Below are 14,659 nucleotides of genomic sequence, written 5' to 3'. Positions count from 1 at the left end.
GCGGGCGGCCGATACCCTCGGACGATGCACGATCCGCGGGTGCTTCTCGACCCTGCCACCGACGCCGTCCGCAAGCTCGCTCGCCGGGGCCACGCGCTGGACGTCGCGTCCCTGGAGAAGCTGCTGGCCGCCCGCAACTCCGCGATCCAGCGGGGTGACGAGGCCCGCGCCGAGTCCAAGCGGGTGGCCACCGCCGTGAAGGGCGCCGCGCCGGAGGAGCGCGAGGCGCTGGTCGCGCGCGCCCGTGAGCTCAAGGGCGTCGTCTCGGCGGCCGAGGAGGAGCACCGCACGGCGGAGGCGGAGCTGCAGGACCTGCTGCTCGGCATCCCCAACCTGCCCGCCGACGAGCTGCCCGACGGCGCCAGCGACGAGGACGCCGAGCTGGTGCGCACCTGGGGTGAGCCGCAGCGGTTCGACTTCACCCCGCTCGACCACGTCGACATCGGGGAGAAGCTCGGCATCCTCGACCTGCCGCGCGCCACCAAGCTCGCCGGGCCGCGGTTCGCGGTGCTGCGCGGCAAGGGCGCGGCGCTGGAGCGGGCGATCGCGCGCTACCTGCTCGACCTGCACACGCAGCACCACGGGTACACCGAGTTCTCGGTGCCCACGCTCGTCAACCGCGTCACGATGACGGGCACCGGTCAGCTGCCGAAGTTCGAGCAGGACCTGTTCAAGACGGGCGTCGGCGACCGGGAGCTGTTCCTCATCCCCACCGCCGAGGTGCCGCTCACCAACCTGCACGCCAAGGAGACCCTGGACCTCGAGCAGCTCCCGCTCGCCTACACCGCCCACACCCCGTGCTTCCGCTCGGAGGCCGGTTCCTACGGGCGCGACACGCGCGGCCTGATCCGCCTGCACGAGTTCTCCAAGGTGGAGCTCGTGCGCATCGTCGACGCCGAGCGCTCCCGCGAGGAGCTCGAGGTGCTGCTCGGGCACGCCGAGGCCGCGATGCAGGGGCTCGGGCTGGCCTACCGGGTGGTCAAGCTCGCCGCGGGCGACATCGGCTTCTCGGCCGAGTTCACCTACGACATCGAGGTGTGGCTGCCCGGGCAGGATGCCTACCGCGAGATCAGCTCGGTGTCCGACTTCGGCACGTTCCAGGCGCGCCGCGCCGGCATCCGCACGAAGGCCAAGGACGGCAGGCGCGGCTTCGCCGCCACCCTCAACGGGTCGGGCCTTCCGATCGGGCGCACGCTCGTGGCCGTGCTGGAGCAGGGTCAGCAGGCCGACGGCTCGGTCCGGCTCCCGGAGGCCCTCGTGCCGTACGCGGGCTTCGAGGAGCTCACGCCGGCCTGACGGGCACGGTTCGGTCAGTCGTCGATCCGCACCTCGCCGACGGGCCGCCCGTCGCGGCAGCTCAGCCGGATCTCCACCTCGGTCTCCTCGGCCTCGAACCGCACCCGCGCGTGCTCGGGCTCGTCGTCGAGCCCGTAGCCCTGTGCCGGGCTCGCCGACACGATCTCGACGACGTCGCCGGTGCAGCGGGCGACCACGGTGCCGCCCGGGCTGCCGATCACCTCGTTCGGCCCGCCCGGCACGGGTTCGGGTGTGGCGGACGTGCGCGGGGGGAGCGGAGGTGGCGCGGCACGGGCGGCCGCGAGTTCCGCGTCCACCTCCGCGGACGTGAGGGGCTCCTGGGCTGGGCCGAGGAGCCCGCTGCCGATCGCACCCACCGCGCTCAGCCCGACGAGCGTCGCGGCCACGGCCGTGGCGGCCCAGGCGAGCACGGCCAGCCACGTGCGCGGTGCGGACATGCGCCCAGCCTGCCCGCCCGGTGGTTAAAGCCGGACCAAGACCCGCCTAACGTCCGCCCGTCGAACCCGATCGACCGGCCGGACTGTTCTACCGTGCGCCAGGTGGCCCAGGTGCTTCTCATCGAGGACGACCCGGCGATCCGCGGCGCGCTGATCCGCGGCCTCACCGAGCGCGGGCACGCCGTCGAGTCGTCGGCCGCCGCCCTGCAGGGCCTCGAATCGGCGGTGAAGAACCGGCCCGACCTGGTGGTGCTCGACCTCGGCCTCCCCGACCTCGACGGCACCACGATGCTCCGGATGCTGCGCGGCGCGAGCCGGGTGCCCGTGATCGTGGCGACCGCGCGCGACGACGAGACCGAGATCGTGAGCGTGCTCGACGCGGGCGCCGACGACTACCTGGTGAAGCCGTTCAGCGCGGCCCAGCTCGACGCCCGCATCCGCGCGGTGCTGCGCCGCACGGGCGAGGCGGTGGCCGACGGAGCCGTGGTCGTGGGCGGGCTGCGGGTGGACCCGCGCTCGCGCGAGGCCAGCCTCGACGGCGTGGCGCTCGACCTCACCCCGCGCGAGTTCGCGCTGCTGCACTACCTCGCCGCGCGGGCGGGCCAGGTGGTGAGCAAGCGCGAACTGCTCACCGAGGTCTGGCAACTGCCCTACGGCGGCGCCGACAAGACCGTGGACGTGCACCTGTCGTGGCTGCGCCGCAAGCTCGGCGAGACCGCGCAGCAGCCCCGCTACGTGCACGCGGTGCGCGGCGTCGGCGTGCGCATCTCCGCACCGGCGGGCTGAGACGTGCGCCTGCGGATCCTGCTGCTGGTGGGGGCCACCACCTCGCTGGTGCTCATCGCGTTCCTGGTGCCCCTCGCGCTGCTCCTGCGCACCGTGGCCGCCGACCGCGCGGTGCAGGGCGCCACGACGGAGGCCCAGTCCCTCAGCTCGCTCGTCGCCACGTCCGACCGCGACGCCCTCGGGCTGGCGTTGCAGCAGCTCAACGCGTCGTCGGCAGGCGCGGTCACCCTCTTCCTCTCCGACGGCACGCGGCTCGGCGCCCCGGCCGACCGCACGCCGCTGGTGGAGCTGGGCACGCTCGGGCGCAGCGAGTCGGCCACGGTGGACGGCGGGCGGGAGATCGTCGTCGCCGTGCGCGACCGCGCCGGGGCCGCGGCCGTGATCCGGACCTTCGTGCCCGACGCCGAGCTGAACCGCGGCGTGCCGATGGCGTGGCTGCTGCTCGGCGCGCTCGGCGTCGTGCTGCTGGGCGTGAGCCTCGGCGTCGCCGACCGGCTGGCCCGCTCGCTCGTCCGGTCCACCACCGACCTGGCCGCGGTGTCGCACCGCCTCGCCCGCGGCGAGCTGGACGCCCGCGCCGACCCGGGCGCGCCCGCCGAGCTCGGCGTGGTGGCCGACGCCGTCAACGTCCTCGCGGCCCGCATCGCGGAGCTGCTGCGCGAGGAGCGCGAGACCGTGGCCGACCTCGCCCACCGCGTCCGCACCCCGCTCACCGCCCTGCGCCTCGAGGCGGAGGCGCTGCCCGACCCGGACCACGCCGCCCGCATCGGAGCCGGCGTGGACGGGGTGGAGCGGGCCGTCACGCAGGCGATCGAGCAGGCGCGGCGCCGCGGCAGCGGGTCCGACGCGGGGCGCGCCGGCAGCGACGCGGCGCGCGTCGTGCGCGAGCGGGTGGCGTTCTGGGCGGTGCTCGCCGAGGACACCGACCGTGAGACCACGGTGGAGATCGCGCCGGGCCCGCTCCCGGTTGCCCTCCCCGCCGCCGACCTCGAGGCGTGCGTCGACGCGCTGCTCGGCAACGTCTTCGCCCACACCCCCGACGGCACCGCGTTCGCCGTGCGGCTCACGGCCCGTCCCGGCGGGGGTGCGCGGCTGGTGGTCGCCGACGCCGGGCTCGGTATCCCCGTGGGCAGCGCCGCCCTGCGCCGGGGCGCCAGCGGCGGCGGGTCCACCGGCCTCGGGCTCGACATCGCCCGGCGCAGCGCCGACCAGGCAGGCGGACGGCTCACCCTCGGCACGTCGGCGGAGGGCGGGCTGGAGGTCGTGGTCCAGCTCGGACCGGAGCGCTAACGCGACGTTAGGGTCGACGCAGCGCGGCGATATCCCGGAGATCGGCACCGTACGGGGCGCAAGGAACGACCCCACGACCGTAGGAGCCGATCATGCGCAACCGTCCCGTCGTCCTCGTCGTCACCGGCATCACGGCGCTCCTCGCGACCGGCACCGGGATCGCGCTGGCCTCGGCGCCCGAGCCGGTGCGGCCCGCCGCGGCCCCGGTGCTCGTCTCCGCGCCCGCCACGTCTGCGCCGACCCTCGAGCCGGCGGCCCCGGGCGAGCTGAGCAGCGCCGAAGCGGTGGACATCGCGCTGCGCCACGTCGGCGGCGGCCGGGTCACCGAGATCGAGCGCGAGTTCGAGCACGGCAGGCGCGAGTGGAAGATCGAGATCATCCACGCCGGGCGCGAACACGACGTCCGGGTGGACGTGGCGACCGGCACCGTCACCCGGACCGACGTCGACGACGACTGACGTCTCAGAGCCCGCCGGTGTTGAGCAGGCGGTTGGGCGTGCCGCCGACCGCGCCCCCGCCCACCACGCCGGGCGTGGCGTGGTCGACGATCCACCGCTCGATGTCCGCGCTCGGGGCGTCGCCGTACGTCTGCTTGTAGAGGGCGGCGACGCCCACGGCGTGGGGCGCGGCCATCGAGGTGCCCGTGTAGGACGCGATCCCGCCGCCCGGCACGGTCGAGCGGATGCTCGTGCCGGGCGCGTACAGGTCGACGCACTGGCCGGTGGACGAGCTGGTGGCGCGCTGGTCCTCGATCGTCGAATTGGCCACGACGAGCACGCCGGGGAAGGCGCGGGGCGCCACCGTGCAGTCGTCCGCGCCCGAGTTGCCCGCGGACGAGGCGATGAACACGCCCTTCTCGACGAGCCCCGCCACCGCCGAGAGCAGCACCTCGGAGGGCCCGTAGCTCCACGACGTCACGGCCACCGCGGGGCCCTCGGCGTGGGTGGCCACGTAGTCGATGCCGGCGAGCAACGACGAGAGCGTGCCCGCCCCGGTGCAGTCGAGCACCTTGACCGCCCGCACCTGTGCCGCCTTCGCCACCCCGTAGTCGCGGGACGCGGCGATGCCCGCCACCACGGTGCCGTGCCCGTCGCAGTCGCGGTCGTCCTCGTCCACGGTGTTCAGCACCCACTGGGCCCGGCCCTCGAACTGGGGGTGCGAGACGTCCACGCCGGTGTCGAGCACGTACACCGTGACGCCCTCCCCGGTCGCCTTCGTCGAGTAGCGGTGGTCGAGCGGGAGATCGCGCTGGTCGATCCGGTCCAGGCCCCAGTTCTGCGGGTCGGGCTGGTCGCCCTCGGTCAGGTCGGGTTCGCGGTTCGGGTCGAGTGGCACGACGCGCCCGTCCTCCTCCACACCCAGCACCCCGGCCCGCGCGCGGAGGCGCTCGACCTGCTCGCGGTTCAACCGGGCGGCGAACCCGGCGAACGCCCGGTCGAAGGTCATGGTCGGCCGCACCCCGACGTCGGCGGCCGCTGCCGTCGCGTCGGACGGCGTGCGCGCGTGCACGACGTACGCCGCCGTCGACTCACCGGCGTCGCCGCGTGCTTCGGCGCTCCCGGGCAGGGTGAGCGCGACGACCAGCTGCAGCACGATCACCGCGGGGGCGATGCGCAGGAGGAACCGCGTCACGGTCCGCGACGCTACGGATCATGCTCCGGTGAGAACAGAGACACGATCGTGGCAGGAGTGACGCATGTGATCGATGGGGTGACACACCGTTCCGGCGTCGCCGCAGTGGGGTACAGCAGTGGGCGTCCGGACCGGTGGTCCGGTCGGTCACTCACGGGCGGCGCGCGCCGGCTGCCCGCCAGTGAACCGGCGAGGCACCCTTCTCGCGCTTGAACGCGCGGCTGAACGCCTCCTCCGAGTCGTAGCCGACGCGGCGGGCGATCGTCGAGACCGTCAGCCCGGTGGTCGCCAGGAGTTCCGTGGCGAGGTGCATGCGCCATGCCGTGAGGTAGCGGATGGGCGATTGCCCGAGCACCTGCCGGAAGCGGTCGTCCAGCGCGGATCGGGACATGGCGACGGCGGCGGCGAGTCCGGCCACGGTCCACCGGCGCTCCGGGTGCCGGTGCAGCAGCGCGAGGGCGGGCGCGAGCAGCGGGTCGCGCAGCGCCGCGATCCAGCCGTGCTCGATCGCAGGCGCGTCCGCGAGATGGGTGCGCAGCACTTCCGTCACGACGAGCTCGGGCAGTCGCGTTGCGATCACGTCGGCCGAGCGGTTCGACGGCGGCACGGCACCGGCCATCGCGTAGTCGATGCTCGCCGTGACCCAGCCGGCCGCCGGGCCGTCGGGCAGGTGCACCACGAACACCGGGGGCAATGCGCGCATCGCCGGGTCGAACAGCGGATCGGTGCTGTGCAGGAAGCCGCACACGATCCGGGTGCGCCGGCCACCGCCACCGTGGCGCAGCACCGGCATCACGTCCCAGGGCGGCGGGTCCAGCAACGAGAGGATCGAGACCCGCTCGCCCTCGCCCGCACCACCCATCACGTAGCGGTCGCCGTAGGGCAGGACGATCACGTCACCCGCCTCGGCTGTGTGGCGCACCCCGTCGTCGACGGCGACCCAGCACGATCCCGAGGCGACGATGTGGAACAGGGTCAGCCGGTCGGCGCCCGGGACGAGCGCATCGGCGAGCGCGAGCGGGCTCGACTCGAACTCGAACGGATCGGTGAGGTCGGAGCGGAAGAACAGCGCGCCCTCCAGGCGCAGGTGCTCCAGCGCCGAGGCCAGGGCGCCGTTCATCGCGCCGATCCCGGGTCCGCGGCTATCCCCCTCGGCGTCCTGGTCATGGGGTTCCCCTCGCTCCCCCCGCACGCTCGGAGGTGACAGTAACCGCCTACCAGGGAGTAGACCGATGACCGAGTTCCCCCCGCTGACCCACGTGGCGCTGACCGTGCGCGACGTCGACGTCAGCGCCCGTTGGTACGAAGCCCTCCTCGACGCCCGGCCGGTGATCGACGAGGACACCGACCCCGACATGCACCACACCGTGTACCTCCTCGGCGGCGGCACGCTGCTGGGACTGCACCAGCACCAGCAGCGCACGTCCGACCGCTTCAGCGAGTTCCGCGTCGGCCTCGACCACGTCGCGTTCGGCTGCGCCGATCGCGGCGAGCTCGAGAAGTGGTCCCGCAGGCTCGACGAGCTGGGCATCGAGCACGGCGGGATCAAGGACGCCGCCTACGGCAGCGGCCTCGCCTTCCGCGACCCGGACGGGATCGCGCTGGAGTTCTTCGCCCCGCCGGCGCAGGGTTGATCGGAGTCGCCGCGCCCGCCGTGATCGGCGGGGGCGGCGACGCTTTGCCCTCACGTCGCCTCAACCCGCGGTCTTCACGATCGAGTTCGATCCGCCTCCGCCGTCCTGACACCCGCGGAGTGGATCGCCACCTCGGTGGCCTTCACCGCGAACCACAGGCGCGAGCCCGGCTCCGCGGCGAGCTCCGCCACGGCGGCCGGGGTGACGTCGGCGGCGAGGCCGTCCAGCCACCCCGGGCCGCCGGGGGCCGCGGTGGCCCGCAGCCGCACGATGTCGCCGTGGGGCTCGACCGCGGTGACCTGCACCGGCCACACGTTGCGCGGGCTGCCGTGCGGCCGCTCGGAGAACACCGCCACGGCCGACGGCGGGAACACCGCCACCGCGGGTTCCCCGTCGGCGAGGTCGCCGTCGCGGCCGGCGACCACCGTGCCGTCGGAGGTCCGCAGCCCGTCCGGGCAGGCGGTGCCGGGCACGAGGTCGAGTCCGGCGATCCGCGCGGTGAACGGGCTGCGCGGCCGGGCCAGCACCTCCCGCGTGGGTCCCTGCTCCACGATCCGGCCGTCGGTGAGCACCACGACGCGGTCGGCGAGCACGAGCGCGTCCAGCGCGGAGTGCGTCACGAGCACGGCCGTCTGACCGGACGCGCGCACCACCCGTCGCAGCAACGCGCGCATCGCCGGCGTGGCGTCGACGTCCAGGGCCGCGAGGGGTTCGTCGAGCAGGAGCAGGTCCGGGCGGGGCGCGAGGGCACGGGCGAGCGCCACCCGCTGCTGCTGCCCGCCCGACATCCGCGCGGGGCGGCGATCGGCGAGCTCGGCCGCGTCGACGGCAGCGAGCAGTTCGCCCGCCCGCTGCTCCGCCTCCCGGCGCGGCACGCCACGGGCGCGCGGCCCGAACGCGACGTTGCCGAGCGCCGTGAGGTGCGGGAACAGCAGGGCCTCCTGCGCGAGGAGCCCCACCCCGCGCAGGTGCGGCGGCACGTGGACGCCCGCCGCCGGGTCGGCCACCGTGGTGTCCCCGAGGCGGACGTGCCCGGCGTCCGGGCGCAGCAGGCCGGCCAGCACGCCGAGCAGTGTCGACTTGCCCGCACCGTTCGGCCCGAGCACGGCGAGCACCTCACCCGGCTCCGCCCGCAGCTCGACGTCCAGCGCGAACGCCGCCCTCCGCACCACGACGCGCGCGTCGAGCGCGGTCACCGCAACCCCTCCGCGGTGCGGGGCCGGGCCACGGCGATGACGAGCACAGCCACCACGACCAGCAGCAGCGAGAGGGCCACCGCGGCGTCGACGTCGGTCTCGCGTTCCAGGTAGACCAGCAGCGGCAGGGTGCGCGTGGTGCCCTGCAGGCTGCCGGCGAACGCGATCGTCGCGCCGAACTCGCCGAGGCACCGGGCGAACGCCAGCACGGCACCGGAGGCCAGGCCCGGCAGCACCAGCGGCACCGTGACCCGCCGGAACGCGAGCCACGGGGCGGCGCCGAGCGTGGCCGCCACCGCCTCGTAGCGGCGGCCCGCGGTGCGCAGCGACCCCTCCAGGCTCACCACGAGGAACGGCAGCGCCACGAACGTCTGCGCGAGCACCACTGCCGCCGTGGTGAACGGCACCGTGATCCCGAAGGCGACGTCGAGCGCCCGCCCGACCAGCCCGGTGCGGCCGAGCAGGAACAGCAGCGCGAGCCCACCCACCACGGGCGGCAGCACCAGCGGGAGCAGCACCACCGACCGCAGCACCCGCAGGCCGCGCACCCGCCCCCGCGCGAGCACCACGGCGAGCGGCCCGCCGAGCACGATGCACAGGGCCGTCGAGAACGTGGCGGTGGACAGGGAGAGGCGTAGCGCGTCGAGCGCGGACTCGCTGAGCAGCAGCTCCGGCAGCCGGGGCCAGTCGGCGCGCAGTGCCAGCCCGACGACGGGCAGCGCGATCAGCGCGAACCCCAGCGCGGCGGGCACCCAGAGCAGCCGGGGCAGCCCGACTCCGGTGTCGTGATCGTCGGACCGGCGGACGGCGGGGCGCGTCACGGTGTGCCGGAGCCCGCCGCGCTCACGAGCCCGATCCCGGGGTCTCGACCACCACCGTGGTCGACTTGATCACGGCCACGGCGAGCACACCCGGCTCCAGACCCATTTCCCGCACGGCCTCGCTGGACATGAGGGAGACGATCCGGTGCGGACCGCACTGGATCTCCACCTGCGCCATCACCCGGTCGGCCACCACCGACGTGACGAGACCGACGAGGCGGTTGCGTGCCGAGCGCTGCACGTCCGACGGGTCGGGGGGCGCGGCCGCGTGCTCCCGCGCGAACGCCGCGAGCGCGGCACCGTCGATGACCTTGCGGTTGGACGCGTCGGCCCGGACCGGCAGCGTGCCCGCGTCGACCCAGCGGCGCACGGTGTCGTCGCTGACACCGAGCAGGCGGGCGGCCTCGGCGATCCTGAACTGCGGCACGAACGCGAGGATAGTTCCGCGGATGCGAGCGCGACCACCGCCGTCCCTCCCTGTGGTTGGGTGCAGCCGTGGACTTCGAACCCAGCGCCGCGGCCGCCGACCACACCCAGCGCATGCGCGCGTTCCTCGACGAGCGGGTGCTGCCGGCCGAGGCCGAGTACGAGCGGTTCCGCGCGGAGCGCCGGGGCACGCCGCAGGAGTGGGACCTGCCCCCCGTGGTCGAGGACCTCAAGTCGGAGGCCCGCGCCCGCGGCCTGTGGAACCTCTTCCTGCCGAGCGTCTCGGGCCTGTCCAACCTCGAGTACGCCCCGGTGGCCGAGGTGTCCGGGTGGTCGCCGACGATCGCACCGGAGGCGATCAACTGCCAGGCGCCGGACACCGGCAACATGGAGACGCTGCACCTGTTCGGCACCCCCGAGCAGAAGCAGCACTGGCTCGAACCGCTGCTGGAGGGCGAGATCCGCTCGGCGTTCGCGATGACGGAGCCCGACGTCGCCTCCTCCGACGCCACGAACGTGCAGACCCGGATCCGCCGCGACGGCGACGAGTACGTGATCTCCGGGCGCAAGTGGTGGATCTCCGGCAGCGCCGATCCCCGCTGCAAGATCTTCATCGTCATGGGCAAGACCGACCCGGACGCGGCGAAGCACCGCCAGCAGTCGATGGTGCTCGTGCCCCGCGACACCCCCGGGCTCGAGATCAAGAGACACCTGCCGACATTCGGCTACCAGGACCAGCACGGGCACTCCGAGCTGGCGTTCCACGACGTCCGCGTGCCGGTGTCGAACCTGCTCGGCGAGGAGGGCGGCGGCTTCACCATCGCGCAGGCCCGGCTCGGACCCGGCCGGATCCACCACTGCATGCGCCTCATCGGCATGGCCGAGCGCGCGATCGACCTCATGGTGCGCCGCGCCGCCTCCCGCACCGCGTTCGGCCGTCCGCTCGCCGACCAGGGCGTGGTGCGCGAGCAGATCGCGCGCTCACGCATCGAGGTGGAGCAGGCCCGGCTCCTGGTCCTCAAGACGGCCTGGCTCATCGACCGGTACGGCTCGAAGGGCGCCGCCTCCGAGATCGCCGCGATCAAGGCCGTCTGCCCGCGCATGGCCTGCGACGTGATCGACCGGGCCATCCAGGTGCACGGCGGCGCCGGGATGAGCGACGACGTGCCGCTGGCGTCGTTCTACGTCTGGGCCCGGGCCCTGCGCCTCGCGGACGGCCCCGACGAGGTGCACCTGCGCACGGTCGCCCGCCAGGAACTGGGCCGCCACGCCTGAGCGCACCTGCGGCGTTTTCCCGCGCATTGCAGCGCGTGTGCGGAGTTCGGATCATGTCGGGTCCACGGCTATTACGCTCGTGGCGTGACGCCTACCGAGCTCGGACTCCCGGCGGTGCGGGGCAACGCCCGCCGCGATCCGGCGCGCCCCGCCGACCCGCGGCTCGTCGACTCGTTCGGCCGGGTCGCCACGGATCTGCGGATCTCCCTCACCGACCGCTGCAACCTGCGCTGCACCTACTGCATGCCCGCCGAGGGCCTGGACTGGATGCCGCGCGACGAGCAGCTCACCGATGACGAGCTGATGCGGCTCATCACGATCGCGGTGCGCGACCTCGGCGTGCACGAGCTGCGCTTCACCGGCGGTGAGCCGCTCCTGCGCCGCGGCCTGGAGAACCTCATCGCCGCGTCGGCCGCGCTGGAACCCCGGCCGGACATCTCGCTCACCACCAACGGCATCGGGCTCGCCCGCAGGGCGGAGGCCCTGGCCGCGGCGGGCGTCAACCGGCTCAACGTGTCGATGGACACGCTGCGGCCCGACCGCTTCGCCACGATCACGCGCCGCGACCGCCTCTCCGACGTGCTGGACGGGCTCGCCGCCGCGCGCGCTGCCGGGCTCGACCCCATCAAGATCAACACCGTGCTCCTGCGCGGCGTGAACGACGACGAGGCCGTGCCACTCCTGCGGTTCGCCGTCGACCACGGCTACGAGCTGCGCTTCATCGAGCAGATGCCGCTCGACGCCCAGCACGGCTGGGAACGCTCGGAGATGATCACCGCGGGCGAGGTGATGGAACGGCTGCGGGAGAGCTTCACGCTCACCCCGGACCCCCGCGAGCGCGGCGGCGCACCGGCCGAGCGGTGGCTGGTGGACGGCGGGCCGGCCGCGGTCGGCGTGATCGCGTCGGTCACCATGCCGTTCTGCGGCGCCTGCGACCGCACCCGGCTCACCGCCGACGGCCAGATCCGCTCCTGCCTGTTCGCCCGCACCGAGACCGACCTGCGCGCACTGCTGCGCGGCGGGGCGTCCGACGACGAGATCGCCGACACCTGGCGGTACGCCATGTGGGGCAAGCTCGCCGGCCACGGGATCGACGACCCCGGCTTCCTGCAGCCGGACCGCCCGATGAGCGCGATCGGAGGATGACCGGAGGATGACGACCACCACCGCCACCCTCACCGTCCGCTACTTCGCGGCCGCCCGCGCCGCCGCCGGCGTCGAGACCGAGTCGCTGGAGGTGGCAGGCACCGTCGACGACGCCGTCCGGGCCATCCGCACCCGCCACGGCGCCGAGCTGGGCCGCGTGCTCGACCGCTGCAGTTTCCTGCTCGACGAGGTCGCCGTCCGCGACCGCGCCACCCCGCTGCCCGCCGGGGCCACGCTGGACGTCCTGCCCCCCTTCGCGGGCGGCTGAGGCGTTCCGTGGCGGGGTGCGCCCGCCGCGCCCTTGTGCCAGCAAGGTGGCTTTACTGGCATATTGCGCCAGTAAAGCCACCTTGCTGGCGTTCGGAGGAGGGCATCAGCTGCCGGCCCGCGTGATGCCCCGCTCGACGAGCAGCTCGTTCGTCACCCGCGAGAACTCCCACCACGGCGCGACGTAGCCGGTGGGACGGCGGCCGGAACGCTGCGTGATGAGCTCGATGCAGTGGTCGAGGATGTCCGACTCCTGCTCACGGGTCATCGCGATCGGGTTCTCGTGGCTGTAGCCGTGCACGCCGACCTCGTACCCGGCGGCGACGACCTCGTCGAACTGCTCCGGGAACGTCTCGATCGAGTGGCCCGGCCAGAACCACGTGGCCGGCAGGATTCCGAACGCCACGAAGATTTCCTCGGCCATACGGCAGTACACACCGCCGCAGGAGTCAGCGCAGGCCGACGACGTCCCCGTAGCCCCGCCACGTGCCGGCAGGCGTCGTCACCGACTCGGCGGCCAGCACCCCGTGCACGATGGCCCGGCTGACGACGTCGGCCGCGGCCGCGTGCAGCGCGACGAGCCCCCGCAGGTCCGGCGCCGGCCGCGCGGCCGTGGAGAGCCCGAAGATCGCGTCACCGTCGCTGGCCGTGTGGGCGGGCGAGATCGCGCGCGCGAGCCCGTCGTGCCCCATGGTGGCCAGGCGGGCGCAGCCCGCCTTGTCGAGCGTGACGTCTGTGGCGACGACCGCCAGCGTCGTGTTGGTGCCGAGCGACGGCGGGCGGGGCGCGGCGCGCAGCTCGGCGAGCGCGTCGGGGGCGACGTCGACCGCGGGGAATTCACCGGGCAGCCCCACGCGTGCGCCGAACAGCAGGCCGGTGGCCGGGTCGACCGGTGAGCCCGCCGCGTTGACCACGGCCAGCGCTGCGACGATCGCGCCGTCGTCGAGCACCGCGCTCGCCGTCCCGACAGCCCCTTTGAGGCCGCCGGCGAGGGCACCGGTGCCGGCGCCGACCACGCCCTGCGGAACGGGTCCGTCCGCGGCCGCGTCGTAGGCCGCGGCGCCGGTGGCCGCGTCCGGGCGGGCGGAGAAGTCGCCACCGCGGCCGAGGTCGAACACGACGGCCCCCGGGACGATCGGCACCACACCGCCCGGCACCGGGAAACCGACGCCCGCCTCCTCCAGACGCGCCATCACCCCGCAGGCCGCAGCGAGCCCGTAGGCGCTGCCGCCGCTGAGCACGATCGCGTGCACGCGCTGCACCATGGCGCCCGGGTGCAGCAGATCGGTCTCCCGCGTGCCCGGCGCCGCCCCGCGGACGTCGGCGCCCGCCACGGCCCCGCCCTCGGGGGCCAGCACCACGGTGGTGCCGCTCAGCGCGCCGGGGCCGTCGAGCGAGGCGTGGCCGACCCGCAGGCCGGGGACGTCGGTCAGGGCGTTGAGCGGTCCGGGACGCATGCGATCATCATCCAGCCGGCCGATTCCCGCCAGCGAGCCCGTACCGGGCACGCGAGGGTGGAGGTATGACAGCCGTGCTGGACCGACTCGACCTCCCCGCGCTGCAGGAGCGCCTCGACACCGACGGCGTCGCGAGCACCCCACCGCTGCTGACCCCCGCGCAGTGCGCGGAGGTGATCGCGATGTTCGACGAGGACGCGCGCTTCCGCAGCACGGTGGTGATGGCGCGCCACGCGTTCGGCGAGGGCAGCTACCGCTACTTCGCCGACCCGCTCCCCCCGCTGGTGCAGCAGCTGCGCGAATAGCTCTACCCGCCGCTGGCGCGGATCGCGAACACCTGGGCGGAGCGACTGGGCGAGCGGACGTTCCCGACCGAGCTCGGCGGGCTGCTGGCCGAGTGCGCCGCGGCGGGGCAGCACCGCCCCACCCCGCTCGTGCTGCGCTACGGGCCGGGCGGCTACAACTGCCTGCACCAGGACGTCTACGGCGAGCTGACCTTCCCGCTGCAGTTCCTGGTGATGCTCAGCCGCCCCGACGAGGACTTCACCGGCGGCGAGAGCGTGTTCGTCGAGCAGCGGCCGCGCCAGCAGTCGCGCCCGATCGTCCTGCGCCCGCGGCAGGGGGAGGCGGTCGTCTTCCCGGTGCACCACCGGCCGAAGCGCGGCTCCCGCGGGTTCCACCGCGTGCAGATGCGGCACGGGGTGAGCGCTGTGCACAGCGGCAGCAGGCACGTGCTCGGGATCATCTTCCACAACGCGCGGTGAGTTGCGGTTCGCCGGGCCTCCGCGGCAACCAGGGCCAAACGGTCGCTCTCGCGGCGATCTGGAGCACAATCTCAGCCATCGCCACACCCATGATCGGAGAGTTGGCGCATTCCCGGGTCGATTTCGCCCGTTTTTGCGCCAAAGCCGTGATCATGGCCGTGGAACCGGCTGCGGCGCCCGAGCCGGCGCGTGTACATCTCCGAAGGGCAGA

18 protein-coding genes are annotated in these 14,659 nt (G+C 74.3%); 10 read left to right on the top strand and 8 right to left on the bottom strand.

The genetic code is table 11. From position 1 onward, the window contains the following. The first annotated feature begins 24 nt into the window (after positions 1 to 24). Positions 25 to 1,296 carry a serine--tRNA ligase gene (gene serS, locus ACFPL3_RS00180; protein WP_343939491.1) on the top strand — a complete coding sequence of 424 codons (1,272 nt, stop codon included), beginning with the start codon at positions 25 to 27 and terminating at the stop codon, positions 1,294 to 1,296. Positions 1,297 to 1,310: 14 nt separating this feature from the next. Here the strand turns inward: serS and ACFPL3_RS00175 are convergent, their stop codons facing one another. Further along, positions 1,311 to 1,754: a hypothetical protein gene (locus ACFPL3_RS00175; protein ID WP_343939489.1), complete on the bottom strand. Its 444-nt coding sequence runs from the start codon at positions 1,752 to 1,754 to the stop codon at positions 1,311 to 1,313. A 102-nt stretch (positions 1,755 to 1,856) separates the two neighbouring features. Here ACFPL3_RS00175 and ACFPL3_RS00170 point away from each other — a divergent pair, with 102 nt between their 5' ends. From ACFPL3_RS00170 to ACFPL3_RS00160, 3 genes are all read left to right on the top strand, one after another. Next, entirely contained in the window at positions 1,857 to 2,540 is a 684-nt protein-coding gene (locus ACFPL3_RS00170) for a response regulator transcription factor (protein ID WP_343939487.1), read from the top strand. A 3-nt stretch (positions 2,541 to 2,543) separates the two neighbouring features. Beyond that, positions 2,544 to 3,830 carry a sensor histidine kinase gene (locus ACFPL3_RS00165; RefSeq protein WP_343939485.1) on the top strand — a complete coding sequence of 429 codons (1,287 nt, stop codon included), beginning with the start codon at positions 2,544 to 2,546 and terminating at the stop codon, positions 3,828 to 3,830. A gap of 92 nt (positions 3,831 to 3,922) precedes the next feature. Continuing rightward, the gene (locus ACFPL3_RS00160; RefSeq protein WP_343939483.1) at positions 3,923 to 4,288 is read left to right on the top strand and encodes a PepSY domain-containing protein; all 366 of its coding nucleotides are present in this window, start codon (positions 3,923 to 3,925) and stop codon (positions 4,286 to 4,288) included. A gap of 4 nt (positions 4,289 to 4,292) precedes the next feature. Here the strand turns inward: ACFPL3_RS00160 and ACFPL3_RS00155 are convergent, their stop codons facing one another. Together ACFPL3_RS00155 and ACFPL3_RS00150 are read right to left on the bottom strand one after the other, a co-directional pair. After that, entirely contained in the window at positions 4,293 to 5,462 is a 1,170-nt protein-coding gene (locus ACFPL3_RS00155; protein WP_343939481.1) for a S8 family peptidase, read from the bottom strand. Between the two features lie 151 nt (positions 5,463 to 5,613). After that, positions 5,614 to 6,582 carry an AraC family transcriptional regulator gene (locus tag ACFPL3_RS00150; protein WP_343939480.1) on the bottom strand — a complete coding sequence of 323 codons (969 nt, stop codon included), beginning with the start codon at positions 6,580 to 6,582 and terminating at the stop codon, positions 5,614 to 5,616. Between the two features lie 112 nt (positions 6,583 to 6,694). On the opposite strand from ACFPL3_RS00150, the gene ACFPL3_RS00145 reads away from it, so the two are divergent. Next, positions 6,695 to 7,096, top strand: coding sequence for a VOC family protein (locus ACFPL3_RS00145; RefSeq protein ID WP_343939478.1), 402 nt, complete (start codon positions 6,695 to 6,697; stop codon positions 7,094 to 7,096). A 74-nt stretch (positions 7,097 to 7,170) separates the two neighbouring features. Here ACFPL3_RS00145 and ACFPL3_RS00140 read toward each other — a convergent pair whose 3' ends face one another. From ACFPL3_RS00140 to ACFPL3_RS00130, 3 genes are read right to left on the bottom strand one after another with little or no spacing between them, the layout of a single operon-like run. Then, entirely contained in the window at positions 7,171 to 8,292 is a 1,122-nt protein-coding gene (locus ACFPL3_RS00140; RefSeq protein ID WP_343939477.1) for a sulfate/molybdate ABC transporter ATP-binding protein, read from the bottom strand. Then, the gene (locus tag ACFPL3_RS00135; RefSeq protein WP_343939475.1) at positions 8,289 to 9,113 is read right to left on the bottom strand and encodes an ABC transporter permease; all 825 of its coding nucleotides are present in this window, start codon (positions 9,111 to 9,113) and stop codon (positions 8,289 to 8,291) included. The genes ACFPL3_RS00140 and ACFPL3_RS00135 overlap by 4 nt, the downstream gene beginning before the upstream one ends. Before the next feature lie 22 nt (positions 9,114 to 9,135). After that, positions 9,136 to 9,564, bottom strand: a complete 429-nt coding sequence (locus tag ACFPL3_RS00130; RefSeq protein WP_379588381.1) for a TOBE domain-containing protein — start codon at positions 9,562 to 9,564, stop codon at positions 9,136 to 9,138. A 44-nt stretch (positions 9,565 to 9,608) separates the two neighbouring features. Between ACFPL3_RS00130 and ACFPL3_RS00125 the strand changes: the two genes are divergently transcribed. The 3 genes from ACFPL3_RS00125 (at position 9,609) to ACFPL3_RS00115 (ending at position 12,228) form a co-directional block, all read left to right on the top strand. Next, entirely contained in the window at positions 9,609 to 10,814 is a 1,206-nt protein-coding gene (locus ACFPL3_RS00125) for an acyl-CoA dehydrogenase family protein (protein WP_343939471.1), read from the top strand. An 84-nt stretch (positions 10,815 to 10,898) separates the two neighbouring features. Next, complete coding sequence (gene moaA, locus ACFPL3_RS00120; RefSeq protein WP_343939469.1) at positions 10,899 to 11,960, top strand: GTP 3',8-cyclase MoaA; 1,062 nt, start codon at positions 10,899 to 10,901, stop codon at positions 11,958 to 11,960. 7 nt (positions 11,961 to 11,967) lie between these two features. Next, the gene (locus ACFPL3_RS00115) at positions 11,968 to 12,228 is read left to right on the top strand and encodes a MoaD/ThiS family protein (protein ID WP_343939467.1); all 261 of its coding nucleotides are present in this window, start codon (positions 11,968 to 11,970) and stop codon (positions 12,226 to 12,228) included. 105 nt (positions 12,229 to 12,333) lie between these two features. On the opposite strand, the gene ACFPL3_RS00110 is transcribed toward ACFPL3_RS00115, so the two are convergent. Then, the gene (locus ACFPL3_RS00110) at positions 12,334 to 12,633 is read right to left on the bottom strand and encodes a polysaccharide deacetylase family protein (RefSeq protein ID WP_343939465.1); all 300 of its coding nucleotides are present in this window, start codon (positions 12,631 to 12,633) and stop codon (positions 12,334 to 12,336) included. Positions 12,634 to 12,676: 43 nt separating this feature from the next. Then, the gene (locus tag ACFPL3_RS00105; protein WP_343939463.1) at positions 12,677 to 13,684 is read right to left on the bottom strand and encodes a P1 family peptidase; all 1,008 of its coding nucleotides are present in this window, start codon (positions 13,682 to 13,684) and stop codon (positions 12,677 to 12,679) included. Between the two features lie 65 nt (positions 13,685 to 13,749). Between ACFPL3_RS00105 and ACFPL3_RS00100 the strand changes: the two genes are divergently transcribed. Together ACFPL3_RS00100 and ACFPL3_RS00095 are read left to right on the top strand one after the other, a co-directional pair. After that, a complete protein-coding gene (locus ACFPL3_RS00100; RefSeq protein ID WP_343939461.1) occupies positions 13,750 to 13,989 on the top strand; it encodes a hypothetical protein in 240 nt (79 codons plus the stop codon). A gap of 12 nt (positions 13,990 to 14,001) precedes the next feature. Continuing rightward, positions 14,002 to 14,448: a 2OG-Fe(II) oxygenase gene (locus ACFPL3_RS00095; RefSeq protein ID WP_343939528.1), complete on the top strand. Its 447-nt coding sequence runs from the start codon at positions 14,002 to 14,004 to the stop codon at positions 14,446 to 14,448. The last annotated feature ends 211 nt before the right edge of the window (positions 14,449 to 14,659 follow it).

It is taken from the genome of Pseudonocardia zijingensis, assembly GCF_042657305.1.
GTDB classification, from domain to species: Bacteria; Actinomycetota; Actinomycetes; order Mycobacteriales; family Pseudonocardiaceae; genus Pseudonocardia; species Pseudonocardia zijingensis.
Note: the sequence above shows the minus strand (reverse complement) of the source record. Positions and strands in the feature narration are given on the sequence as shown.